Annotated in this window: 22 protein-coding genes and 2 tRNA genes; 14 read left to right on the forward strand and 10 right to left on the reverse strand. The window is 66.6% G+C overall.

What is annotated here, in order from left to right; translation table 11 throughout:
• Positions 1–5: 5 nt before the first annotated feature.
• The 5 genes from der to hflC all read left to right on the forward strand — a co-directional run bounded on the left by der (position 6) and on the right by hflC (position 5,242).
• Positions 6–1,412, forward strand: coding sequence for a ribosome biogenesis GTPase Der (der, locus tag EGT29_RS13425; protein WP_124689471.1), 1,407 nt, complete (start codon positions 6–8; stop codon positions 1,410–1,412).
• 173 nt (positions 1,413–1,585) lie between these two features.
• Positions 1,586–1,822, forward strand: coding sequence for an RNA chaperone Hfq (gene hfq, locus EGT29_RS13430; protein WP_087780232.1), 237 nt, complete (start codon positions 1,586–1,588; stop codon positions 1,820–1,822).
• Positions 1,823–1,856: 34 nt separating this feature from the next.
• Positions 1,857–3,008 carry a GTPase HflX gene (gene hflX, locus EGT29_RS13435; protein WP_124689472.1) on the forward strand — a complete coding sequence of 384 codons (1,152 nt, stop codon included), beginning with the start codon at positions 1,857–1,859 and terminating at the stop codon, positions 3,006–3,008.
• Positions 3,009–3,052: 44 nt separating this feature from the next.
• Positions 3,053–4,354, forward strand: a complete 1,302-nt coding sequence (hflK, locus tag EGT29_RS13440) for an FtsH protease activity modulator HflK (protein ID WP_124692337.1) — start codon at positions 3,053–3,055, stop codon at positions 4,352–4,354.
• A gap of 15 nt (positions 4,355–4,369) precedes the next feature.
• Positions 4,370–5,242 carry a protease modulator HflC gene (gene hflC, locus EGT29_RS13445; protein WP_124689473.1) on the forward strand — a complete coding sequence of 291 codons (873 nt, stop codon included), beginning with the start codon at positions 4,370–4,372 and terminating at the stop codon, positions 5,240–5,242.
• A 271-nt stretch (positions 5,243–5,513) separates the two neighbouring features.
• On the opposite strand, the gene EGT29_RS13450 is transcribed toward hflC, so the two are convergent.
• Positions 5,514–6,533, reverse strand: coding sequence for a tripartite tricarboxylate transporter substrate binding protein (locus tag EGT29_RS13450; RefSeq protein WP_124689474.1), 1,020 nt, complete (start codon positions 6,531–6,533; stop codon positions 5,514–5,516).
• Positions 6,534–6,594: 61 nt separating this feature from the next.
• Positions 6,595–8,133 (reverse strand): UbiD family decarboxylase, encoded by a 1,539-nt coding sequence (locus tag EGT29_RS13455; protein ID WP_238160391.1) that lies wholly within the window; start codon positions 8,131–8,133, stop codon positions 6,595–6,597.
• A gap of 372 nt (positions 8,134–8,505) precedes the next feature.
• Between EGT29_RS13455 and EGT29_RS13460 the strand changes: the two genes are divergently transcribed.
• The 4 genes from EGT29_RS13460 to EGT29_RS13475 all read left to right on the forward strand — a co-directional run bounded on the left by EGT29_RS13460 (position 8,506) and on the right by EGT29_RS13475 (position 12,258).
• Positions 8,506–9,696: an ATP phosphoribosyltransferase regulatory subunit gene (locus EGT29_RS13460; protein ID WP_124689476.1), complete on the forward strand. Its 1,191-nt coding sequence runs from the start codon at positions 8,506–8,508 to the stop codon at positions 9,694–9,696.
• Between the two features lie 38 nt (positions 9,697–9,734).
• Complete coding sequence (locus tag EGT29_RS13465) at positions 9,735–11,030, forward strand: adenylosuccinate synthase (RefSeq protein WP_124689477.1); 1,296 nt, start codon at positions 9,735–9,737, stop codon at positions 11,028–11,030.
• 63 nt (positions 11,031–11,093) lie between these two features.
• A complete protein-coding gene (locus EGT29_RS13470; protein ID WP_124689478.1) occupies positions 11,094–11,630 on the forward strand; it encodes a phosphoribosyltransferase in 537 nt (178 codons plus the stop codon).
• Positions 11,631–11,790: 160 nt separating this feature from the next.
• Positions 11,791–12,258 (forward strand): universal stress protein, encoded by a 468-nt coding sequence (locus EGT29_RS13475; protein ID WP_124689479.1) that lies wholly within the window; start codon positions 11,791–11,793, stop codon positions 12,256–12,258.
• Here EGT29_RS13475 and prpR read toward each other — a convergent pair.
• Positions 12,224–14,191 carry a propionate catabolism operon regulatory protein PrpR gene (gene prpR, locus EGT29_RS13480; protein WP_124689480.1) on the reverse strand — a complete coding sequence of 656 codons (1,968 nt, stop codon included), beginning with the start codon at positions 14,189–14,191 and terminating at the stop codon, positions 12,224–12,226. The two genes, EGT29_RS13475 and prpR, sit on opposite strands and share 35 nt — an antisense overlap.
• Before the next feature lie 166 nt (positions 14,192–14,357).
• On the opposite strand from prpR, the gene EGT29_RS13485 reads away from it, so the two are divergent.
• Complete coding sequence (locus EGT29_RS13485) at positions 14,358–15,554, forward strand: CaiB/BaiF CoA-transferase family protein (RefSeq protein ID WP_124689481.1); 1,197 nt, start codon at positions 14,358–14,360, stop codon at positions 15,552–15,554.
• A 29-nt stretch (positions 15,555–15,583) separates the two neighbouring features.
• Positions 15,584–16,561: a tripartite tricarboxylate transporter substrate binding protein gene (locus tag EGT29_RS13490; RefSeq protein ID WP_124689482.1), complete on the forward strand. Its 978-nt coding sequence runs from the start codon at positions 15,584–15,586 to the stop codon at positions 16,559–16,561.
• Between the two features lie 64 nt (positions 16,562–16,625).
• Here the strand turns inward: EGT29_RS13490 and EGT29_RS13495 are convergent.
• Together EGT29_RS13495 and EGT29_RS13500 are read right to left on the reverse strand one after the other, a co-directional pair.
• A tRNA-Leu gene (locus EGT29_RS13495) sits at positions 16,626–16,710 on the reverse strand.
• Positions 16,711–16,783: 73 nt separating this feature from the next.
• Positions 16,784–16,868, reverse strand: a tRNA-Leu gene (locus tag EGT29_RS13500).
• A 114-nt stretch (positions 16,869–16,982) separates the two neighbouring features.
• On the opposite strand from EGT29_RS13500, the gene rnr reads away from it, so the two are divergent.
• Together rnr and rlmB are read left to right on the forward strand one after the other, a co-directional pair.
• Positions 16,983–19,433: a ribonuclease R gene (gene rnr, locus EGT29_RS13505; RefSeq protein WP_124689483.1), complete on the forward strand. Its 2,451-nt coding sequence runs from the start codon at positions 16,983–16,985 to the stop codon at positions 19,431–19,433.
• Positions 19,434–19,529: 96 nt separating this feature from the next.
• Complete coding sequence (gene rlmB / locus EGT29_RS13510) at positions 19,530–20,270, forward strand: 23S rRNA (guanosine(2251)-2'-O)-methyltransferase RlmB (RefSeq protein WP_124689484.1); 741 nt, start codon at positions 19,530–19,532, stop codon at positions 20,268–20,270.
• Positions 20,271–20,279: 9 nt separating this feature from the next.
• Here the strand turns inward: rlmB and EGT29_RS13515 are convergent, their stop codons facing one another.
• The 5 genes from EGT29_RS13515 to lexA all read right to left on the reverse strand — a co-directional run bounded on the left by EGT29_RS13515 (position 20,280) and on the right by lexA (position 23,366).
• Entirely contained in the window at positions 20,280–20,702 is a 423-nt protein-coding gene (locus tag EGT29_RS13515; protein ID WP_124689485.1) for a hypothetical protein, read from the reverse strand.
• A gap of 16 nt (positions 20,703–20,718) precedes the next feature.
• On the reverse strand, positions 20,719–21,162 hold the full coding sequence (locus EGT29_RS13520) for a hypothetical protein (RefSeq protein WP_124689486.1): 444 nt from the start codon (positions 21,160–21,162) through the stop codon (positions 20,719–20,721).
• 16 nt (positions 21,163–21,178) lie between these two features.
• Positions 21,179–21,586 (reverse strand): hypothetical protein, encoded by a 408-nt coding sequence (locus tag EGT29_RS13525; RefSeq protein WP_124689487.1) that lies wholly within the window; start codon positions 21,584–21,586, stop codon positions 21,179–21,181.
• A 238-nt stretch (positions 21,587–21,824) separates the two neighbouring features.
• Positions 21,825–22,694, reverse strand: coding sequence for a hypothetical protein (locus tag EGT29_RS13530; protein WP_124689488.1), 870 nt, complete (start codon positions 22,692–22,694; stop codon positions 21,825–21,827).
• Between the two features lie 21 nt (positions 22,695–22,715).
• Complete coding sequence (lexA, locus tag EGT29_RS13535) at positions 22,716–23,366, reverse strand: transcriptional repressor LexA (RefSeq protein ID WP_124689489.1); 651 nt, start codon at positions 23,364–23,366, stop codon at positions 22,716–22,718.
• Positions 23,367–23,554: 188 nt separating this feature from the next.
• On the opposite strand from lexA, the gene EGT29_RS13540 reads away from it, so the two are divergent.
• Entirely contained in the window at positions 23,555–24,514 is a 960-nt protein-coding gene (locus tag EGT29_RS13540; RefSeq protein WP_124689490.1) for an asparaginase, read from the forward strand.
• The last annotated feature ends 15 nt before the right edge of the window (positions 24,515–24,529 follow it).

Genomic DNA, 24,529 nt, shown 5'->3' on the forward strand with positions numbered 1-24,529 from the left:
CGACGATGAAACCCGCTGTCTTCAAACCGGTGGTCGTCCTGGTGGGACGGCCCAACGTGGGCAAATCCACGTTGTTCAACCGGCTGACCCGCTCGCGCGACGCGCTCGTGGCCGATTTTCCCGGGCTCACGCGCGATCGCCACTATGGCGAGGGCAGGGTGGGGGATCATCCCTTCATCGTCGTGGACACCGGCGGTTTCGAGCCGGTGGCCAAGAACGGCATCATGGCCGAGATGGCGAGGCAGACCGTGCAGGCGGTGGACGAAGCCGACGCCATCGTGTTCCTGACCGACGGCCGCGTGGGCCTGACCGGCCATGACCGCGAGATCGCCGAACGGCTGCGCCGTTCCGGGCGCAAGGTGCTCTTGGCGGTCAACAAGGTCGAAGGCATGTCGCGCGCCGCCGCCGCGGCCGAGTTCTACGAACTGGGGCTGGGCGAACCGCACGCGATCTCGTCCGCCCACGGCGACGGCGTGGTGGACATGATCGAAGAGGCGCTGCAAGGCCTGGTCGAGACTGCTCCCGAGGTGGACGAGGACGAAGCCGTCGAGGCCGCCGCAAGCACGGACCAGGGCGCCTTCTCGCCCGTCGACGCGGTCGACCACCGCATCAAGCTCGCCATCGTCGGTCGTCCGAACGTCGGCAAGTCCACGCTGGTGAACACGCTGCTGGGCGAGGAACGGGTCATCGCCTTCGACCAGCCGGGCACCACCCGCGACGCCATCGAGATCGACTTCGAACGGGGCGGGCGCCGCTACACCCTGATCGACACCGCCGGACTGCGCAAGCGCGGCAAGGTGTTCGAGGCGATCGAGAAATTCTCGGTCATCAAGACGCTGCAGGCGATCGAGGCCAGCAATGTCGTGCTGCTGATGCTGGACGCCAGCGCGGAAATCTCCGAACAGGACGCCCACATCGCCGGCTTCGTGCTGGAGACCGGGCGCGCGCTGGTGGTGGCGATCAACAAATGGGACCGCGCCGACAGCGAGCGCCGCGACGAGATCAAGCGCGAGTTCGAACGCAAGCTGCGCTTCCTGTCGTTCGCCAAGATGCATACGGTCTCGGCGCTGCGCGGCGCGGGCATCGGGCCGCTGCTCAAATCCATCGAGGGGGCCCATGCGGCGGCCTTCGCCAAGCTTGCCACGCCCAAGCTGACCCGCGCGCTGCAAGCCGCGGTCGAGCAGCAGCAGCCTCCGCGCAAGGGCATTTTCCGGCCCAAGCTGCGCTATGCCCACCAGGGCGGCCAGAACCCACCCCTGATCGTGGTCCACGGCAGCGCGCTGGACGAGATTCCCGATTCGTATCGCAGGTTCCTCGAAACCCGGTTCCGGGAAACTTTCCGGCTCGAAGGCACTCCATTGAGAATCGAGTTCAGAAACTCGAGGAATCCTTATCTCGACAAGGCGGGGTAACCGAGTATCTTCCGGGACATGCTCTTGTGGGAATGCAACCGCGTCCCCACATAGGATATTGGGGAAAAAAGGCGGTCTCTCTCAGTTTTGAGATTCGCTAGTTTCCCTGGGGAAAACCCGGTACAGTAACAGAGTTGGCATCCGCCAAGAAAAACACATCCAGGAGCCCACTAATGAGCAATAAAGGGCAATTGCTACAAGACCCCTTCCTTAACGTGCTGCGTAAAGAGCACGTACCTGTCTCCATTTACCTCGTCAACGGCATCAAGCTGCAAGGCCAGATCGAATCCTTCGATCAATACGTGGTCCTGCTGCGCAACACCGTGACGCAAATGGTCTACAAACACGCCATTTCGACCGTCGTCCCCTCGCGTCCGGTCAACTTCCAGGTTGAAGCAGCTGCAGACTAATCCTACGCCTACCGGGCAGAACCACGGGCCGCTGATGCGCGCGCTGATCGTCAGCGTGGACTTTGGCGAGCCCGAGTTCCAGGCCCAGACCGACGAATTCATCATGCTGGCCCAAGGGGCTGGCGCGCAGATCGTCGATACCATGATTGCCCGACGGGCGCGTCCGGATGCGGCGCTCTTCGTGGGGTCGGGCAAGGTGGAAGAAATCGGACTGGCGGCCGAGGCCGGCCAGGCCGAGATCATCCTGTTCAACCACAACCTGACGCCTGCCCAGCAGCGCAACCTCGAACGCGCCCTGAAGATACGGGTGGTGGACCGGGTCGCGCTCATCCTGGACATCTTCGCGCTGCGTGCCCAGAGCCACGAGGGCAAGCTCCAGGTCGAGCTGGCGCAGTTGCAGCACCTGGCCACGCGCCTGACCCGGATGTGGTCCCACCTGGAGCGCCAGCGCGGCGGCATAGGCATGCGGGGTCCGGGCGAATCGCAGCTGGAAATGGACCGCCGCATGATCGGCGACAAGGTCCGCTACCTGCGCGAGCGGCTGGACAAGCTCGAACGCCAGCGCCAGACCCAGCGCCGTTCGCGCGCGCGGGGCGGGGCGCTGTCGGTTTCGCTGGTGGGCTATACCAACGCCGGGAAGTCCACGTTGTTCAACGCGCTGACCCGCGCCGAGGTCTATGCGGCCGACCAGCTCTTCGCCACGCTGGACACCACGACCCGGCGCATCTGGATCGAAGGGGCTGGCTCGGTCGTCGTGTCCGACACGGTGGGGTTCATCCGCGAGTTGCCGCACACGCTCATCGCCGCGTTCAAGGCCACGCTCGAGGAAACCGTCCACGCCGACCTGCTGCTGCACGTCGTGGATGCGTCCAGCCCCCAGCGCGACGAACAGATCGCCGAGGTCGACAAGGTCCTGGAAGAGATCGGGGCGGCGGACATCCCCCGCATCCTGGTCTATAACAAGATCGACCGCAGCAGCCACGAGGCGGGAGTCGAGCGCGACGAGCATGGTACGATCTCGCGAGTGTTCGTTAGCGCGATCGAGCGTACTGGCCTGGATGCACTGCGGGGTGCCATTGTCGAGGCCGGACGGGCAGATCCCGTGGTCCCAGGTAATAATAGTAGCGACCCACGCTTTCGTACGCTGTCTTCGTCCGTCGGCCCTACGGCTGACGCCCGATCCTAGGCGACGGGTTCGACCCGTCCGCTTTGCTTACTACAAAGATGCGTCTGCCTGCGATAACTCGAATATTCAATCTCAACGACTCGAACTGGGGCCGCGGAAGCGGCGGTGGCTCCGGCAACGAGCCTCCCCGGCGTCCGCAGAACGACGGACGGGACAACAATAACGGCGGACCGCCCGATCTCGACGAGTTATGGCGCGATTTCAACCGCCGGCTGAGCGGATTGTTCGGCCGCAAGCCTTCCGGGCCTCCCGGCGGCAACAATAACGGCGGCGGCCGTTTCTCGCCATCCTCGCGGGGCACGGGCGTCGGCCTGCTGGTGGTCGTGGTCGTGGTGGCGCTGCTGTGGCTGGCCTCGGGCTTCTTCATCGTCCAGGAAGGGCAGGTCGCGGTCATCACGCAGTTCGGCAAGTACAAGGAAACCACGCGGGCCGGTTTCCAGTGGCGCATGCCGTACCCCATCCAGAGCCACGAGACCGTCAATCTCTCGCAACTGCGCACCATCGAGGTGGGCTTTCGCAATACCTCGCGCAGCAAGGTGTTGCAGGAGTCCCTGATGCTGACCGATGACGAGAACATCGTCGACATGCAGTTCGTGGTCCAGTACCGCTTGAAGGAAACGGGCGCGCGCGACTACCTCTTCAATAACCGGGGCCCGGACGAAGCCGTCAAGCAGGCCGCCGAGACCGCCATGCGCGAGATCGTCGGCAAGAAGAAGATGGACTTCGTACTGTACGAAGGGCGTACCGAAGTCGCCACGGAAGTGGCCGCGCTGATGCAGCAGATCATGGATCTGTACCGCACCGGCGTGCTGATCAGCACGGTGGCGATCCAGAATGCCCAGCCACCCGAGCAGGTGCAGGCCGCGTTCGACGATGCCGTCAAGGCCGGCCAGGACCGCGAGCGTCAGATCAACGAAGGCCAGGCCTACGCCAACGACGTGGTTCCCCGTGCGTCGGGCGCCGCCTCGCGCCTGGTCCAGGAAGCCGAGGCCTACCGCCAGCGCATCGTCGAAAACGCCGAGGGTGATGCCGCGCGCTTCTCGCAGGTGCTGGCCGAATACAAGAAGGCGCCGCAGGTCACGCGTGACCGCCTTTATCTCGAAACCATGCAGCAGGTCTTCACCAACACCTCGAAGGTGCTGGTCGATACGCGCAACGGCAGCAACCTGCTGTACCTGCCGCTGGACAAGCTGATGCAGCAAGTGTCGCAGGACTCCGCGGCCGGGACGCGCTCGCCGTCCGCCGCGGGCGGTTCCTCGTCCGTCAACGTGCCGCCGCCGCTGGCCGGCAGCGTGCTGCCGGAAGCCGGACGCGATGCCCTGCGCTCGCGGGACCGCAACAGATAATTGAGAAGGAATAGCATGGATCGTTTGATTCCTGCGGTAATCGGTCTGCTCGTGGGGGTGGCCGTATTGTCGTCATGCGTGTTCGTGGTCAACGAACGCAACTATGCCGTCGTCTTCGCCCTGGGTGAAATCAAGGAAGTCATCGACGAACCCGGCCTGTATTTCAAGCTGCCGCCGCCGTTCCAGAACGTGCAGCAGTTCGACAAGCGCATCCTGACCATCGACTCCGCCGACAGCGAGCGGGTGCAGACCTCGGAAAAGAAGAACCTGCTGATCGACGCGTTCGTGAAGTGGCGCATTTCGAATCCGCGCACCTACTATGTGACCTTTGGCGGCAACGAACGCGCGGCGCAGGAACGCCTGCTGGCCTTGATCCGCGATGCCCTGAACGCCTCGATCAACCGCCGCACCGTGAACGACGTCACCTCCAAGGAGCGTGACAAGATCATGCAGGAGATCCGCACCAACACCGAGGCCGCGGCCAAGCTGCTGGGCGTGGAGATCGTCGACGTGCGCCTGAAGCGCGTGGACTTCGTGCCCGAGATTTCCGAGTCGGTCTACCGCCGGATGGAAGCCGAACGCAAGCGCGTGGCCAACGAGCAGCGCTCCATCGGCGCCGCCGAAGGCGAGAAGATCCGCGCCGACGCCGACCGCCAGCGCGAGGTCATCCTGGCCGAAGCCTATCGCAAGGCCCAGGAAGCCAAAGGCGAGGGCGACGCCAAGGCCTCGGCCGTCTATGCGCAGGCCTTCGGCCAGGACCGCGACTTCTATCGCTTCTACAAGAGCCTGGAAGCCTACCGCAGCTCGTTCGGCTCCAAGTCCGACATGCTGGTGGTGGACCCGAGCTCTGAGTTCTTCCGCTTCATGAAATCGCCAGCGGCGAATTGACCCCCCCCTACGCCCTCCGGGCGCCCCCCAGGGGGCGATGCGGGTGGACCGGCAAAGCCGGATCCACCGCATCCTGGGGTACCAAAGGGCTGGCGGAGACTGGCGATATTGCCTGGCATCCGGTTCGGTTGAAAAAGAAAACGGCCTTGCGTGCAAGCAAGGCCGTTCTTGTATTTGCGGTCCCCCCAGACCCAGGGCACAGCGGATCCGGCTCCGCCGGTCCGCCAGTGCCGCCCCCTGGGGGGCGCCCGAAGGGCGTAGGGGGGGACCCCTACTCAGGGGTGATGCCGGCGGCTTTGACGACGGCGCGCCATTGGGGGATTTCGGTGCGGATGCGGTCGGCCATTTCCTTGGGAGTGCTGGGCAGGAGCTCCACGCCCAGGTCGACGAATTTGTCGTGCGTGGCGGGTTGCTTCAGGATACGGACGACTTCGCTGTTGAGCTTTGCGACGACGGGGGCCGGCATGCCGGCAGGGCCGGACAGGGCGAACCAGACGTTGGCGCTGAAGCCCGGCAGCGTTTCGTTGATCGTGGGCAGGTCGGGCATGATCTCGGTGCGCTTTTCACCCGAGGTGGCCAGCGCCGTGAGCTTGCCGGCGCGCACGTGGGGCAGGGACGAGGCGCCGCCTTCGAACATCATGTCGACCTGGCCGGCGATCAGGTCCGTGCTGGCGTTGGAACTGCCCTTGTAGGGCACGTGCAGGATGTCCACGCCGGCCTGTTTCTTGAACATTTCCGCCAGCAGGTGGTGCGAGCTGCCCGAGCCCAGCGAGGCGTAGGTGAGCTTGCCGGGCGAGGCCTTGGCGGCCGCGATCAGGTCGGCCACGGTGCGCATGGGCAGGGCCTTGTTCACCACCAGGTAGGTGGGCGTGTCGAACAGCATCGAGATGGGGGTGAAGTCCCGCTGCGAGTCGTAGGGCAGTTGCTTGCGCAGGACCGGATTGAACACCATGGCGCTTTGCGTGGCGATCAGCAGCGTATAGCCGTCCGGCGGCGCCTTGGCCACGGCTTCGGCGGCGATGGTCTGGCTGGCGCCGGGGCGGTTCTCCACGATCACGGGCTGGCCGACGGACGCCGACAATTGCTGGGCGATGTAGCGGGCGAAGGTATCGCCCAGCCCGCCGGCCGAGTGGGGGGAAACGATCCGGATCGGCTTGGTCGGAAAGTCGGTCGCGGCATCCTGGGCGGATGCCGGCTGCCAGGCGATCAGCCCCGTGGCGGCAAGCGCCGCGAGCAGGGTACGGCGATGGGATTCCAGGCCGGCGGGATGCCGGCTCAGCGGTTGGGTCATGGCATGTCTCCTGTGCGGGGCTGGTCGGCCGTGCCGCCACCCCGTCGTTTGCCGTGGGAAATCAGCGGAAGTGGTAGCGGCCTTCTTCGTCCCGGGCCAAGGGGCGCTTGCCGGCCGTATCCTCCAGCCAGCGCACGATCTCCCGGCCGTCGTTGCTGCCGGTCGCGGCCATCAGTTCCTCGAAGTACTTGGGGCCGTCCTCCAGCGCCGCTTCGATCGAGGCGAAGCGGGCGCCCTCGTAGCGCGGCGCGGCGGGAACCCGGTAATCCAGGGGGCGTTGCGCACCCGGGGCGAGCAGGGGCAGGGTCAGGTCGAAGCCCGCCTTGGCGCCCGTGCGGGCGCCGTTGAGCGACGGATCCAGCGGCATGGCGCGCATGCCGGTCTGGATCACCAGGTCGCGATCCGCCTGGAATCGCGTGCCCAGGGCCCAGTCCATCTGCGCGTCCGAGAAAATGTCGATGTCCGGGTCGACCACGAACACGTGCTTGACGTTCGAGAGCGAGCCGAACACCGCGGCGATGGCGTTGCGGGCTTCGCCCGGCACGCGCTGCTGCAAGGCGATGCGCACGTTGAACATGCCGCCGTTGGCCGGCGCGGCGAAGACGCCGCGGACTTCGCGCACCGCGGTCTCGAGCGCGCGCCAGATCATCACTTCGGTGCGCAGCGCGTTCAACTGCGCGGTATCGGTCCACGCCATGTTGGGGCCGCTGATGGTGGCGGTCTGGAACACGGCGTCGCGCCGGCGCGTGATGGCGGTCACGTGGAACAGCGGGTTCTTCTTGACCACGCCGTAATAGCCCAGGAACTCGCCATAGGGGCCTTCGGGCTCGACGTGGCCGGCTTCGTCCAGATAGCCTTCGATGATGAATTCCGCGTCGGCCGGCACCATCAGGTCGTTGGTCACGCACTTGACCACGGGCAGCGGCGCGCCCCGCAGGCTCGAGAGCAGACCCAGTTCGTCGCCGGGGATGCGCATGGTGGCGGCGATGTGGTCGATGGGGTTCGAGCCCACCGCGAAGGCGATCGGCATGCGCTGGCCGCGGCCGGCCTGTTTCAGGTACAGGGCGCGCAGGTCCGACGGCGCGACCAGGTCTATCCCGGCGGTGCGGCGGCCGCGCAGCATGAGGCGGCGCACGCCCACGTTGGTCCAGCCGGTGTCCGGGTCGCGGGTGAAGTCGATGGAGGCGGAAATATAGGGCGCACCGTCCAGGCCATGCTGCAGGTGGACGGGCAGCTGGGTCAGGTCGCACTCGTCGCCTTGCAGGACGACCTGCTGGACGGGGGCCTGGGACGCGGGGATTTCGACGAATTCGGGCCGGTTGCGCAGCCGGCGGGTCACTTCGGCGGGCAGGTCGGCCGGCGTAGTGGAGAAGGCCAGGGCAAGCCGTTCACGGCTGCCGGCGGCGTTGCCGCACAGGGGGATGTCCGAGTCGCCCGGGCGTTCGATCAGAACCGCCTTGGGGCTTTGTTCCAGGATGGCGGCAATGTCGCGCAGCGCCGCTTCGGGCTGGCGCAGAAAGGCGCCCTCGTCCAGGGATTCCAGGAAACGCCTGAGACGGAAGGCGTCCAGGTCGGGCAGGGCGGGGGAAGGCGAAGGCACGGCGGTCTCCGATTGCGGGTCCGGGAAAAAGAACCTGTGGGCCGCCGCTGTCGCGGCGCTGCCCATCGGTCCAGGCTGCCGCGTTATTTAAATGCACCCTACCCAGGGAAGTAAGCAAAACATTTGGATGACGTGATAGAAGAACGCGAACAATGCGTCGGCCGCGCGCCACGCAAGCTTGATTTTGTCGTGATTCGAGCGGACAATAGCGTGTAAGCCAAGAGGTACGTCCGAATTAGTCACTGCACCAAATTGGTGCGAATCGGACAACCCCAGCTTGGAAGAAGCGGTTGATGGGCTTGCACGTGTGCATACCCGCAGCCGCTTTTTTTTCGTCCATCGTTTTCATTGAATCGTTTGCGAGATCCCCGCATGGGCAAATGGCTGTTGCCCGAAAGCCTGGCAGATATCCTGCCGGCCGAGGCCCGGCGCATAGAAGAATTGCGCCGCTTGTTGCTGGACCTGTATCGCACCTATGGCTATGAGCTCGTCATGCCGCCGTTGGTGGAGTACCTCGACTCGCTGCTGTCGGCCAGCGGAGGCGACATGGACCTGCACACCTTCAAACTGGTGGACCAGATGTCGGGCCGTTCGCTCGGCATCCGGGCCGACATGACGCCCCAGGTGACGCGCATCGACGCGCACCTGCTCAATCGGGCAGGCACCACCCGCCTGTGCTATTGCGGAAGCGTGCTGCACACCTTGCCGCGCGGCCTCTGGGCCACGCGCGAGCCGCTGCAGATCGGCGCCGAGCTGTATGGCCACGCCGGTCCCGAGGCCGACATCGAAGTCCTGCAACTGGCGCTGGAAAGCGTCCGGCGCGCGGGGGTGGCCGATTACCGGGTCGACCTCAGCCACCTGGACGTAGTGCGCGCGCTGCTGGAAACCGACCCGGCCGCCGCCGCCCGCGCCGACGAGATCTTCAACCTGCTGCGCGAGAAGGACGTTCCCGGGCTGGCGGCGCTCGGCCCCGCGCTGGCGCCGGCCACCGCCCAGGCGCTGCAGGTGCTGCCGACGCTGTACGGCGAACTGGACGTGCTGGAGAAGGCCCGCGCGGCGCTGCCGGCGCTGCCCCGGATCAGCCAGGCGCTGGACATGCTGGCCGCGCTGGCCAAGGCGCTGCCGGGCGTGGACATCGGCATCGACCTGGCCGACGTGCGCAGCTTCAACTATCACACCGGCGTGGTCTTCGCCGTCTACTGCGGCGGCTGGCCCAACGCGGTGGTGCGCGGCGGCCGCTACGACGACGTCGGCAGGGTATTCGGACGGGCACGCCCGGCCACCGGTTTCAGCCTGGACCTGCGCGAACTGGCGGGGCTGCTCGCGCCCGCCACCGCGAGTTCCGCAGTCCGCGCCCCGTGGGGTCTCGAGCCCGATCTGGCGGAGGCCGTGCGCGCGCTGCGCGCCGCCGGCCAGATCGTGGTCCAGATACTGCCCGGACATGAACACGATCAGCAGGAATTCATCTGCGATCACGAGCTGGTGCTGCGCAATGGCGCCTGGCGGGTCGAATCCCTGGCCAGCGCCGAGGCCGCCCGGCCATCCCCATCCACCGCAATCTGACGCCCGTCGCGGGCGGAATTTAGAGAAGCAGAAGCAACATGGCTAACAACGTCGTGGTTATCGGCACCCAGTGGGGTGACGAAGGCAAAGGCAAGATCGTCGACTGGCTGGCGGAGTCCGCCCAAGGGGTGGTGCGCTTCCAGGGCGGCCACAATGCGGGCCATACCCTGTGGATCGCCGGCAAGAAGACCATCCTGCGCCTGATCCCCTCGGGCATCATGCACCCCGGCATGACCTGCTACATCGGCAACGGCGTGGTGCTGTCGCCCGAAGCGCTGCTGCGCGAGATCGAGGAACTCGAGGCCGCCGGCGTCGAGGTGCGCGCCCGCCTTCGCGTGTCCGAGGCCTGCCCGCTGATCCTGCCGTACCACGTCGCCGTCGACCAGGCGCGCGAGGCCCGCAAGGGCGCCGGCAAGATCGGCACGACCGGCCGCGGCATCGGCCCCGCCTACGAGGACAAGGTCGCGCGTCGCGCCATCCGCGTCCAGGACCTGTACGACCCGGCCTCCTTCGACGCCAAGCTGGAAGAGGCCCTGGACTATCACAACTTCGTGCTGACCCAGTACCTGGGCGCCCAGGCCGTGGATGCCGCGCAGGTGCGCGACCAGGCCATGGCGCTGGCGCCGGTGCTCAAGCCCATGGTGGCCGACGTGGCCAACGCGCTGTACGAAGCCTCGGCGGGTGGCCAGAAGCTGCTGTTCGAAGGCGCGCAGGGCGCGCTGCTGGACGTGGACCACGGCACCTATCCCTACGTCACCAGCAGCAACTGCGTGGCCGGCGCGGCCTCGGCGGGCTCGGGCGTCGGACCGCAGAAGCTCGAGTACGTGCTGGGCATCACCAAGGCCTATGCCACCCGCGTCGGGTCGGGCCCGTTCCCGACCGAGCTGGACGACGACATCGGCGCCCGCCTGGCCTCGGTAGGCAAGGAATTCGGCTCGGTCACCGGCCGGCCGCGCCGCTGCGGCTGGTTCGACGGCGCCGCGCTCAAGCGCTCGATCCGCCTGAACGGCATCTCCGGCCTGTGCATCACCAAGCTGGACGTGCTGGACGGCCTGGAAACCATCAAGCTGGGCGTGGGCTATCGCGTCAACGGCGAATTCCGCGACGTCCTGCCCTACGGGGCGGCGGCCGTGGCCAGCAGCGAGCCCGTCCTGGAGGAAATGCCGGGCTGGAGCGAGTCCACCGTGGGCGTGACCGAATACGATAAACTTCCGGTCAATGCCCGTCGCTACCTGGAGCGGATGGCCGAAGTCTGCGGCGTGCCGATCGACCTGGTGTCGACCGGTCCGGACCGCACCGAAACCGTCGTGCTGCGGCATCCCTTCAAGGCCTGATCGGCTCCTTACTCATCCTGGCGCCCCGGTTGATCCGGGGCTTTTTTGCAGTATCCGGACACCATGCAGCAAGATACCGACAAAGATCTCTGGATCAGCTGGGACCGCTACAACCAACTCATCGAGCAACTGGGCCTGCAGGTCCACCAGTCGGGCTGGAAGTTCGACCAGATCGTCTGCCTGGCCCGCGGCGGAATGCGCGTGGGCGACGTGCTGTCGCGCATCTACGACGTGCCGCTGGGCATCCTGGCCACCAGCAGCTACCGCGAGGCGGCGGGCACCGAGCAGGGGCGGCTGGACATCGCGCAGTTCATCACGATCACGCGCGGCACGCTGGAAGGCAAGGTGCTGCTGGTGGACGACATGGTCGACACCGGCGTGACCTTCGACCGCGTGCACCAGCACCTGCTGCAGCAGTTCTCGGCGATCACGGAAATGCGCACGGCCGTGCTGTGGTTCAAGGGGCACTCCAAGGTGGTGCCGGACTACTACGTGCAGAAACTGCCGACGAATCCGTGGATACACCAGCCCTTCGAGGACTACGACAGCATCCGGCCGTATCAGCTCGAGGCCTGGGTGCGCAAGGGCAAGAGCGACTGATCGCCGCCGGCGTTCCACGAAAGCCCGGTCGGGAGCCATCCCGGCCGGGCTTTCTTGTTTCAGGCCGCGGCGATTGATCTGACTCAAGGTGTGTGCAATAAACCCGGCGTAGCATGAACGACTGCAGGCCGCCTACGACGTCCGGTCGACAGGAGCAACCATGTATCAGAAGCTACTCGTTCCCATCGACGGCAGCGCCACGTCCCGCCTGGCCCTGGAGGAAGCCGTGATGCTGGCGCGCCTGAGCGGCGCCAGGATAGAACTCCTGCACGTCGTGGACGAACTCGAACATATCTGGGGCCGGCCCAGCCCTGCGGTCTACATCAGGGAGGTGCGCCCCATGTTCCTGAAGGCGGGCCAGGACCTGCTGGACGAGACCCGGGCCGAGATCGAGTCGCAGGGCATCGAAGTGGACACCGTACTGCTGGAAAGCCGCGGCACCCGGGCCTCGGAATTGATCGCCGCCCAGGCGGCCAAGGACGGCGTGGACGCCATCGTCATGGGAACCCATGGCCGGCGGGGCGTCGACCGCGTGCTGATAGGCAGCGATGCCGAGCAGGTGGTGCGACTTTCGGCGGTGCCGGTGATGCTGGTCAGGCAGGCCCGGCCATCGATCGCGGCGGGCTAGGCTCCGCGGCCGTATCCGCGCAGGCCTCCAGCTCGGCCAGCCACCGCCACAGCGTCGAACGGCTGACGCCCAGCAGGCGGGCCGCCTCGGCGCGCCGGCCTCCCGCCTGGTCCAGCGCAGCGCGTACGCGCTGTGCCAGCGGCCGTTCCACGGTCGGGCCGGCTCCCGAGGCGAACAATTCCGGACAGTCATGGGCCAGTGCATCGAGCGGGATGTCGCGCACATCGGCATACTGCGCCAGCGTGACCGCGATCCGCTCCGCCAGGTTCTCCAGCTCGCGGACGTTGCCGGGCCAGTGGTAGCGGCGCAGCGCGTCCATCCACGGCGCCAGCGCGACGGCGGCGTCCAGGGATGAACCCAGGCGCTTCAGGCAGCGGTCGGCCATGGGCAGGATGAGGACGGGAATGTCTTCCCGGCGTTCGCGCAGCGCGGGCAGGGCCAGCCGCAGGATGTTGAGGCGGTAGTACAGGTCGCGCCGGAACCGGCCCTGTTCGATCAGCGCTTCCAGCGGTTGATGCGTGGCGGCGACCACGCGCACGTCGATGGGCAGCGGCGCGGTCGCGCCCAGGCGCATGACTTCCCGTTCCTGCAGCACGCGCAGCAGCCTTGTCTGGAGCGGCATGGGCATGTCGCCGATCTCGTCCAGGAACAGGGTGCCGGTATGGGCCGCCTCGAACAGGCCGCACTTGCCGCCGCGCCGCGAACCGGTGAAGGCGCCTTCCTCGTAGCCGAACAGTTCGCTTTCCAGCAGCGACTCCGGAAAGGACGCGCAGTTGACGGCGACGAAGGGGCGCCCGGCCCGCCGGCTTTCGTTGTGGATGGCCTGGGCGAACAGTTCCTTGCCGACGCCGCTTTCGCCGGTGATCAACACGCCCAGGTCCGTGCGGGCGTAGCGGTGGGCGCTGGCGACGGCCGTGCGCATGGCCTGGCTGCCGCCGGCCAGGCTGGAGAAAGTGTGGCGGGCCGTGTGCTGCTGGCGCCGCTGCAGGATGCGCAGGCTGGCGTCGGCCGCCTGGATGGCGCTGGCGTCGTGCAGCGTCAGCGCCGCCCCCACGATGTCCCCATGTTCCCGTATCAGGGTGCGGTCGACCACCCAGTCGCGCTGCCCGAAGCGCAGCGCGATGGCCCGTTCCTGGCGGCCGCTGGCCAGCGTGGCACGCAGGGACAGCGCCGGCTCGAGTTCGCCCAGCGGCCGTCCCCGCAGCAGCGCGTCGGGCTTGCCGAGCAATTGCCGCATGGGCGGGTTGATGGCGATGATGCGGTCTTCGCGGTCGACCGCGACCACCGCTTCCTGCAGGTTGTGCAGCACGCTGTGCAACTGTTCGTAGCGGCCGGCCTCCAGGCGCGCGACCCTGGCCAGTTCCAGGGCATCGTCGAAGCCCTTGCGGATGCTGGCCAGGGAATAGGCCAGCAGGCCCCGCAGCCCGGCCTGCTCGGCCAGTTCCACCACCAGGCTGGAGCCGACGATGACCTGGTATCCCTCCCGGCGCAGCGTCTCGAAGCGAAGCCGGGCGTCGTCCGGCGTACGGTAGGCGTGCTGGCTGATGCCGATGTTGAGCAGATCCTTGACGTCGTCCAGCTCGGGTATGGTCTGGCCGTACATCACCACGCCGACGCGGTCGGCGATCCGGCGTGCCTGGATCAGCGCCTGCAGCAGGTCGAAGCCGCCCAGGTGGATGGTGGCCACCGGCGCCTGCAGGCCGGCCCGCAGGATGGCTGCGTTCGAGCCGGCGCTGACGAAGGCGTCGGCCATGCCGCGCTCGACCCGGTCCTGCGCCAGGGCCAGGGCGTCGCCGAAGGTGGCGTCGACGACCTCGATCCGCGCCCGCTGCGCATATTCGGCAACGACCGGCATGGCCAGTTCGCGAATGTGCCGGTAGCTGACGAAACACAGGCGCGGCAGGCCCGGGGGAGGCGAGGAAAGGGGAAGCATGATCGTGTCTTGGTAAGACGTCCTGTCTGTTCCATGATTGTTCCATGAAACGTCCGGACAAAGTCGCCAGACCGGGAAAACGCCGATGAATCAAGGCCTTGCCGCGGAGTTCGCAGGTGGCACGGGGATTGCACCGTCCCGGCATCGTCTTCAAGGAGATAGCGGATTGGCCCTCGAACACATTACCGTGCTGGACTTGACCCACATGCTTTCCGGGCCCTACGGCACCATGCTGCTGGCCGACCTGGGCGCGCGCACCATCAAGGTCGAACCTCCGGGGAAGGGCGAAGGCACGCGCCGGCTGCTCGAGAACGATCCGCAGCATTCGCGCGACGGCATGGGCGCCTACTACGTCACCCTCAACCGGAACAAGGAAAGCGTCTGCGTCGACCTGAAGCAGCCGGCGGGCCGCGAGGTCTTCCTGGACCTGGTGCGGCGCGCCGACGTGGTGTTCGACAACTTCAGCGTGGGAGTGACCGAAAGGCTGGGCATCGACCATGCGTCGCTGGCCAAGGTCAACCCGCGCATCGTCACCTGCTCGGTGACGGGATTCGGGCAGACCGGGCCGGCCACGCAGCGGCCCGCGTTCGACCAGGTGGTGCAGGCCATGGGGGGCGGCATGTCGATCACCGGCACGCCGGCCACGGGGCCGATACGCAGCGGCATCCCCATTGGCGACCTGGGCGGCGGCACCTTCGGCGCGATAGGCGTGCTGGCGGCCCTGGTCGAGCGCGAGCAGACGGGCAGGGGACAGCACGTCGACATCGCCATGCTGGACGTGCAGGTCTCGCTGCTGAACTACATGGCCACGATGTACTTCATGTCCGGCCAGGTTCCCGAAGGCATAGGCAACGGCCACTTCGTGCACGTGCCCTACAACTGCTATCCGACCGCGGATGGCCACATCATCATCGCCTGCATCGGCGACGCCTTCTTCGAGCGCTTCGTGGACTTCATCGACGTGCCCGAACTGCGGCGGCCCGAGTATCTCCAGCAGCCGGTGCGCTTCGCCGACAAGGCGCGCATCGACGAGATCATCTCGGAGGAGCTGCGCAAGCAGCCCACCGCCCACTGGCTCGCGCGGCTGGAGGCCGCCCGCATTCCCTGCGGCCCGGTCAACGACTTCGCGCAGGCGCTGGCCGACCCCCAGGTCGTGGCGCGGAACATGGTGGCCGAGGTGCCGCTGCCCGACGGAACGTCGCTGCGCATGCCGGGCAATCCGGTCAAGCTCTCGGGCGCGGCACCGGCATCTTTCGGCGCGCCGCCGCGGCTGGGCGCCCAGACCGACGCCGTGCTGGGCGACTGGCTGGGCTATGCGCCGGACCGGCTGGCCAGCCTGCGCGGGCAGGGCGCGATAGGCTGACGACAAGATCAAACCAAGGAGGAGACAACATGGCGATACGATGGTCATCCGCGCTTTGCGCACCCGTGCTGGCCGCGCTGTGCCTGGCGGCCGGCGGCGTCCGCGCCCAGGACTACCCCAGCAAGCCGATCCGGCTGATCGTGCCCTTCGCGCCCGGGGGCGTGACCGACACCGGCGCCCGCATCGTGGCCGAGCACCTGAGCCACCGCCTGGGCCAGCAGGTGATGGTCGAGAACAAGCCCGGCGCCTCGGGCAACATCGGCACCCAGCTCGCGGCCACGGCCGCGCCCGATGGCTACACGCTGGTGGTCGGCTTCGACGGCACGCTGGTCATCAACCCGCACGTCTATGCCAAGGTGCCGTTCGACACCTTGCGCGACCTGGCTCCCGTCAGCAAGATCGGCGATGCCGCGCTGGTCATCGTGACCCATCCTTCGCTGCCGGCAACCGATTTCGCGTCGCTGGTCGCCTATTCCAAGCGCAACCCGGCCGGCGTCTCGTACGGCAGCGCGGGCACCGGCAGCACGCCGCACCTGGCGGGCGAGTTATTGAAGGTGCGCACCGGCGCCAATTTCGTCCATATTCCCTACAAGGGGGGCGGCCAGGCCATGGCCGACGTGGTCGGCGGGACGCTGCCCATGCTCTACACGGCGGTGGCGGGGGCGTATCCCTTCATCCAGCGCGGCCAGATGCGCGCCGTGGCGGTGTCCAGCGCGCAGCGCCTGGCGTCGCTGCCGGACGTGCCCACGGTGGCCGAGACGGTGCCGGGCTTCGAGGTGACGTCGTGGATAGGCATCCTGGCGCCGGCGGGCACGCCGGCCGCGATCGTCGACCGCCTGCAGCGGGAGATCCGCGCCGTGGTGTTCCAGCCCGAGGTCAAGGAACGCCTGGCGGGGCTGGGCATCGTCGCGTCGGGCAATACGCCGGCGGAATTCCGCGGCCAGATCGAGGCCGATCTGCGCAAGTACGCCGACGTGGTGAAAGCGGCCAACATCCGCATCGATTGAGGCGCTGATGCCGGCAGGCAACAAAAAACCCCGCCAACTGGAGTTGCGGGGTTTTGCTTATCAGTGGTGCCCAGGAGAGGACTCGAACCTCCACGCCGTTAAGCGCTAGTACCTGAAACTAGTGCGTCTACCAATTCCGCCACCTGGGCACTGCTGCACAACTAAAATAACCCTTTGAGCGGGTATTCCAACTATCTGGAAGGCTTGCGCCTGCCAAAGAACTGGTGCCCAGAAGAGGACTCGAACCTCCACGCCGCTAAGCGCTAGTACCTGAAACTAGTGCGTCTACCAATTCCGCCATCTGGGCATTGTCGCAACTACCTAACATTTGCTGCGGTAAACTCAAGTTATTCCTTGCGTGTACCGTTGCATGCGGGGCAGTAGCAACAGAAGCTGCGCATTATAAAGAGAACCTGACACTTTGACAACTCGATCCCATAACAACCTTCCCTCCACGCCCGCGGACTTCGATCCCGACGTGCCCACTCGCGAGCAAATCCTGGGATTGCTGCGAGAGGCGAATGCCCCCATCGCTCCGGCGGAACTGGCACGTCGACTGGGTGTGGACCCGGGCAGCGTGGGGTTCGAGCGCCGGCTCGCGGCCATGGAGCGCGATGGCCAGTTGATGCAAAACCGCAAGGGCGCGCTGTTGTTGTCGACCAAGCTCGACTTCATCGCGGGCCGCGTGCAGGGGCATCGCGACGGCTTCGGCTTTCTGATCCGCGACGACGGCCAGAACGACCTGTTCCTGCCGCCCAAGGAAATGCTGAAAGTCCTCCACGGCGACCGCGTGCTGGTGCGGCCGGCCGGCAGCGACTACCGCGGCAAGCCCGAGGGCACCATCGTCGAGGTCCTGGAGCGGCGCACCAACAAACTGGTGGGGCGCTTCCTGAACGAACGCGGCCTGGCGCTGGTCGTGCCCGAGGACCAGCGGATCAAGCACGACATCCTCGTGCCGCCCGGCGAAACCGGCCAGGCGCAGCACGGCCAGGTCGTCACGGTCGAGATCATCGAGCAACCGACCCGGCATACGCAGCCGCTGGGCCGCGTGGTCGAGATCCTGGGCGAGATCGACGATCCCGGAATGGAAATCGAGATCGCCGTCCGCAAGTTCGACGTCCCGCACGAATTCTCGGCCAAGGCGCTGGCGCGCGCCGAGCGCCTGCCTTCCGAGGTGGTCAAGGGCGACCTGGCCGGCCGCTACGACCTGCGCGACGTGCCGCTGATCACCATCGACGGCGAGGACGCGCGCGATTTCGACGACGCGGTCTATTGCGAGCGGGTGGAGCTGGGCACGGGAACGCGCAAGCGGGCAGGGTGGCGGCTGATCGTCGCCATCGCCGACGTGGCGCACTACGTGACGCCTGGCGATGCGCTGGACGCCGACGCGCTGGAGCGCAGCACCAGCGTGTACTTCCCGCGCAAGGTCATCCCCATGCTGCCGGAGAAGCTCTCCAACGGCCTGTGCTCGCTGAATCCCAACGTCGATCGGCTGGTGCTGGTGTGCGACATGGTGATCCCCGCCACGGGCGCCAAGGGCGGCACGGTCCAGGCCTACCAGTTCTACAACGCCGTCATGCACTCGCACGCGCGCACCACCTATACCGAGGTGTGGGCAGCGCTGCAGCAGCCCGACGGCCCGGCCGCCCGCAAACATGCGAACGTGCTGCCGCAGATCCAGGACCTGTATGCGCTGTACCAGTTGCTGGCGCAGGCCCGCGAGAAGCGGGGCGCGATCGATTTCGACACGGTCGAGACCAAGATCGTCTGCAACGAACTGGGCCGCATCCAGAGCATCGTTCCCTACGTGCGTAACGACGCCCACAAGCTGATCGAAGAATGCATGCTGGCCGCCAATACCTGCGCCGCGGACTTCATGGAGCGCAGCAAGCATCCGGGCCTGTTCCGTATCCACGAAGGGCCCACCCCGGAAAAACTCCAGGCTCTGCGCGATTTCCTGAAAACGCTCGGCCTGTCGCTGGGCGGCGGCGACAAGCCGGCCGCGGCCGATTATTCGGCGCTGCTGGCCAGCGCCAAGAACCGGCCGGATGCGCCGCTGTTGCAGACCATGGCGCTGCGGTCCATGCAGCAGGCCATGTACAGCCCGGACAACGCCGGCCACTTCGGCCTGGCCTACCCGGCCTATGCCCACTTCACCTCGCCCATCCGGCGCTATCCCGACCTGCTTACCCACCGCGTGATCAAGGCGCTGCTGCATGGCAAGCGCTACGTGCCCAACGCGCTGGAAGACATGCCGGTCATGCCGGGCACGGCCAAGGAACAGGAGCACGCGCTGTGGGAAAAACTGGGCCTGTTCTGCTCGGCCAATGAACGCCGTGCCGACGATGCCTCGCGCGACGTCGAGGCCTGGCTCAAGTGCTGGTACATGCGCGAGCACGTGGGCGACGTCTTCAGCGGCACGGTCACCGGCGTCGCGCCTTTCGGCGTGTTCGTCACGCTGGACGAACTCCACGTGGAAGGGCTGGTGCACGTGTCCGAGCTGGGCGCGGAGTACTTCCAGTTCAACGACGGCCTGCACGAGCTGCGCGGCGAACGCACGGGCATGCGCTATCGCCTGACCGACAAGGTGCAGGTACAGGTGGCACGCGTCGACCTCGAGGCCCGCCGCATCGAATTCAAGCTGGTCAAGGGCGTGACCTACGAAGGGCTGCGCAAGGCCATCAAGCGTGACAGCGCCCCCGCGCCCGAACGCAAGCTGGCCAAGCCCAAGGCCGTGCTGCTGACCGACATGTCCAAGATGCCCAAGGGCAAGAAGGCCGCGCCCAAGAAGCATACGGCCCCGGAGAAGCCCACCAGCGCGCGCAGCGGCAAACGCGCGGCGGCCAAACACGGTCGCGGCAAGCGGCACTGAATCTCTGGTCTAATAACGGCATTGCGGCGCTGCCTGGGGCAGCGCCGCGTCGTTTTTGCCGCCGCGCAGCGGCAAGCATTCATGTTGGGGTGAAAGATGGCAGCTAGCCAGGTTTTGGTCGGATTCCACGCGGTGGCCGCACGGCTGCGCCATGCACCGGGGTCGATCAAGGATATCTACGTCGAAGAAGCGCGCCGCGACCGGCGCATGCTGACGCTGGTCGAACAGGCCCAGGCCGCCGGATGCAAGGTGCATCCCGTGGCGCAGACGCGCCTGGACGGGCTGGCCAAGGGACAGCGCCACCAGGGCGTGGTCGCGCTGGCGGAGTCGCTCGAATTGGCGATGGATGTCGACGAGGTCCTGGACGATGCCGAGGGCCCGGCCTTTCTGCTGGTGCTGGATGGCGTCACCGATCCGCACAACCTGGGGGCTTGCCTGAGAACCGCGGACGGGGCCGGCGTCCATGCCGTGGTCGCTCCCCGCGACCGGGCCGTGGGCCTGAACACGACGGTCCAGCGCGTGGCCTGCGGCGCCGCCGACAGCGTTCCCTACCTGACCGTGACCAATCTGGCACGGACGCTGCGCAGCCTGAAAGAGCGCGGCGTCTGGGTGGTCGGTACCGACGACGAAGCCACCGAGACCATGTACGACGTGGACGCTCGCCAGCCCATTGCCTGGGTCATGGGGGCCGAAGGCGAGGGCATGCGCCGCCTGACCCGCGAGACCTGCGATCAACTGGTCCGGATTCCCATGCAAGGGTCCGTGGAAAGCCTGAACGTCAGCGTGGCGTCGGCCGTCTGCATGTACGAGACGCTCAGGCAACGGGGAGCGAAGTAGGCTTCGGCTCTAGAACAATTTCTCGGATGCCTCGATCCTCCGGCACGGGCCGCTGGAATGGGGCCCGCTCAACTTGCCGCTGATCCTGTCCAGGCGGTAGCGCGTCGGTTCTGGTTTATATACTCCATTGATATAGAACCGGAATTCCCAGGCGATTCCGCTATCGGACCATTCGGTGATGCTGTATTCCCAGCGCAGGTTTTCTCCGTTCTTGACATCGGTTCGCTCGGTCTTCCTGCCTAGTTGCAGGACCTGGCCATCGTAGGTCAATTTCTTTTCCTGGACGTTGACTTCCAGGGATGACGTCCATTTCAACGCCGCATCGTTGGCCGCGGTTTGTTCGCATTTCAGCAGGATCATGCTTTGCGCCGCCAGCCCGGGAGAAAAAGCGGATGCGGTCAGGACCACGCTCAGGAGATGGTGTTTTTTCATTTTGTCAGGGCGGAGCTCAAAACTTGGTGTCCGGGACATAGCTTCCCACGCTGCATACGCCGCTGAAGTTGTTAGCCATCTCCGTGGTTTCAATGCTTATTCGGCCGGTTTTTCTATTGATTTCCCCTCCGGTGTACATTCTTTTGTTGCTGATCAGCCTGCTGTGGAAAACGATTCTTTCGGACAGGACTTCGTAGTCTTGAGAGTAGTCGCCGGGGGTTCCATAGCCATTGTCTTTCCGTATGTCATAAACCAATTCATTGGATCGGTTCCTGATCTCGAACCTTCCGCCGATGTTTATGAATATATGGGTCTTGAAGCCATCGCTTCTTTCCCCCACGCATTTCAGCTGAAGTGGATCTGAATCGCTAAAGGCATAAGCCGGCCAGCATGCCGCCCATGCGATCAGACCGGCCATTGCCGCCGTTGCTCGGCCCCTGATTTGCCCGCGTGTCTTCATGGCTGGCCTCTGGCGGCTATTTGAACGAAATGCGGGCGGTGACCGTGCATTCGTGGGTGTCGACAGGACCTGTGGGAGGGGGCATGCCTGTTTCCATCGCGTATTGAGCCTGCAATGCCGGCTGCCACGGCTTGGTCTTGGTGGAGGAGCAGTCGCAGGCGCCCAGGCTGATGTCCTTGAAGTTGCTCTTGCGCTGGGCGAACTCCGAGGCGCGGGACTTGGCCCGCGCACAGGCCGCCGCGCGAGAGCTGTAGCTGATCGCGGCGGACTGTTCCTCGACGGCGCGGGGGCCGTCCGAACCCGAGCCCGAACCCGAGCCTCCGATCGATCCGCTTTGCGCGATCGCGCTGGCGCACCAGACCGATGCGGCCGCAGCCGTGGCAAGTACCGCGAGGGCGTGAATGACGTGGGATTTCGCTTGCATGATGGCCTCTTCCGGGGTTGGCGCAGCGAGTGGAATGGAGCAACCAGCCTAGCAATGAGTACGAAAAAATACATACTCCAAACGGGGGGTTATGGCTGGGTTACAACACCTTCCGAACGGGTGCCGTCGTGCCTGCAAGACGTAAAAAAGCCCACGAGATTTTGAAATTCGTGGGCAATGGAGCATCGGGGCGAGGGCACCGCGGCAGTCGGTTCTGCCGCGAGTACCGTGGAGAGACTCAGGCGTTCCAGCCGCGAGAAAAAAGCAGTGCCAGCGCGGACGGATAGCCGCGGCTGCTGCCAGCGCCGCGACGCTGCTTGAAAGGCCATGGGCTGCGATTCGCCGGGGCCGGCTTGGCGTGCGGTCCATGTTGTCCGGTACGCGGGGTGGCGGGTCGTTGTGCCGGCAGCGTATCCGCGTCGGTGCCATGCGTGTCCGTTTCCTCGGCGGAGCGCGTGTGCGTTCCCGCCACGGCAAGTCCGGCCGCACGCTTGAACCCCGGTTTGAACCCCGCGCGCGCCGTTTGCTGGCCGATGTCCAGCGTGACCGCGCCTTCGCTGCCTTCGGCAATGGGGGCGATGCGCTGGAGCCGGATCTGGCCGGGCTGGCTCATGTCCGCCAGCAGCCGCAATTGGGATGCCGAGGTCGTGGCGGGCGTGCTGCAGGTATGAAACAGGAAGGCGGGGCACCCGGACAGCCGCGCGGCCATGTACAGCCGGCGGACGGTACTTTCGGATTGCGCAGCCGCATGATCAGGGGGCAGGATGGCGACCAGTGCGGCGAACTCGCCCGCCCGCACGCCGGACTCCAGTTGGTCCAGGCCATCCAGGGGATGGTCGGTGCGCACGAGCTTGACGCATTCCAGCGAGACGCCGTGCTGGATCAGTGCGGGCGCGTAGGACAAATAGGGCGGCACCAGCAGTGCCACGGTGCGGCCGGCCTTGGTGAGCCGGCTCAGCAGCGGGCCGAGCAGGTTCAATTCACCATGCCCGACGCGCGGGACCAGGATTTCGGTCAGTGCGCCGACGGGCCATCCGGCCTGGGGCAGGGTGGCGTCGAGCGCGGGAAATCCGCTGGAAAGACTGGAGCTGGGCGTGCTGTGTTTCATGATGGTCGTCCGTCTAGGTCTTCAATGCACCAGGCCGGCCCGGATCAGGCCGACCGCGATGCCCTCGAGCGCGAAATCGTCGCGCTCGCGATCGACTTCGATGGGTTGGAAGTCGGGATTGGCCGGCAGCAGGCTCAGGCCGGTTTCGGTGTAGCGCAGTTCCTTGACGGTGACGTCGTCGCCCAGGCGGGCCACGATGATCTGCCCGTCGCGGGCCTGGGCGGCTTTCTTGACCGCCAGCAGGTCGCCGTCGAGGATGCCGGCGTCGCGCATGCTGTTGCCGCGTACCTTGAGCAGGTAGTCGGGCCGTTGCGAGAACAGGGCCTCGTCGACGCCGATTTCCTTGTCGATATGCTCGGTGGCCAGGATGGGGCTGCCGGCCGCGACCCGGCCCACCAGCGGCAGGACGAGCTGCGCCAGCACGGGATGCGTGAGCTGGAGCGGCGGTTCGGCCACGACCGGATCTTTCAGCCGTATCCCGCGGGACGTGCCCGCGGACAATTCCAGCACGCCCTTGCGCGCCAGCGCCTTCAGGTGTTCCTCGGCCGCGTTGGGCGAGCGAAAGCCCAATGCCTGGGCGATTTCGGCCCGGGTGGGCGGAAAGCCGGTCTTGACGATGGCCTGGCGGATGAGATCCAGGATTTCTTGTTGGCGTGCGGTCAGCTTGGACATCTCGGGCTCCGTGGCGGGGCGCCCGCCACCGGGTGGCGACGGCGCGTATCGGGCTTCTGTGGTTTTATCCAGTAACTGTATTTTTATACAGTATCGATGCGCGGCGCAAGCGGAAAACGCAACTGTCGCGGGAACGCCAATCCGGCCGCGGGTATCATCGGACTCTCGTCCTCCTGTGCACGCCCGCCATGTCCCTGCCGCGCCTTTGCATCGTCGCCACCGGCGGCACCATCGCCGGGGCCGGCGCCCGTCCCCAGTCCACGATGGCCTATGCCGCCGGCGCGCTGGACGTGGCCGAGCTGTGCGCCCGCGTGCCGGGCCTGGACGAGGCGGCCGGCATCCGGACCGAGCAGTTCGCGGCCATCGACAGCAAGAACGCCACGCCCGCTTTCTGGCAGGCGCTGGCCGCGCGGGTGCAATCCCTGCTGGACGAGGGCCTGGACGGGGTGGTCGTCACCCATGGCACGGACACGCTCGAGGAAACCGCCTACTACCTGCACCTGGTGCTCAAGACCGACAGGCCGGTGGTGCTGGTGGGCGCGATGCGGCCTGCCACCGCGCTGTCTTCCGACGGTCCGCTGAACCTGCTGGACGCGGTCACGGTGGCGGCGCATCCGCAAGCCGCCGGACGCGGCGTGCTGGTGGTGCTGAATCACCAGGTCCTGGGCGCGCGCGACGCGGCCAAGACCAATGCCAACCGGCCCGATGCCTTCACGTCGCCCAACGCGGGCGCCCTGGGCTGGGTCCAGGACGGCCGGGTTGCGTGGATGGGGCGGCCCGAGCGTGCGCACACCCACGCCACGCCGTTCACGGCCGCCACGCCGCTGCCGCCGGTCGAAGTGCTGGCCGGCTATGCCGGCGGTTCGGCCGCGCTGATCCGGGCCGTGGCAGCCACCGGCGCGCGCGGCCTGGTCTGGGCCGGCACCGGCAACGGCTCGGCCAGCGCCGACGCCCAGGAGGCGCTGGACGACTTGGAGCGGGACGGCGTGGCCGTGGTTCGCGCGACCCGCACGGGCAGCGGCTGCGTCGCGGCCTCGGGCGGCCTGCCGGGCGCCGGTACGCTGTCGCCGTGGAAAGCGCGCGTGCTGCTGATGCTGGCGCTGGGCGCCGGCATGGACGACACCCAGGCCGCGTTCGATACCTACTGACGCGCCGGGCAGCGG

Source organism: Pigmentiphaga sp. H8, from assembly GCF_003854895.1.
Classification (GTDB): domain Bacteria; phylum Pseudomonadota; class Gammaproteobacteria; order Burkholderiales; family Burkholderiaceae_B; genus Pigmentiphaga.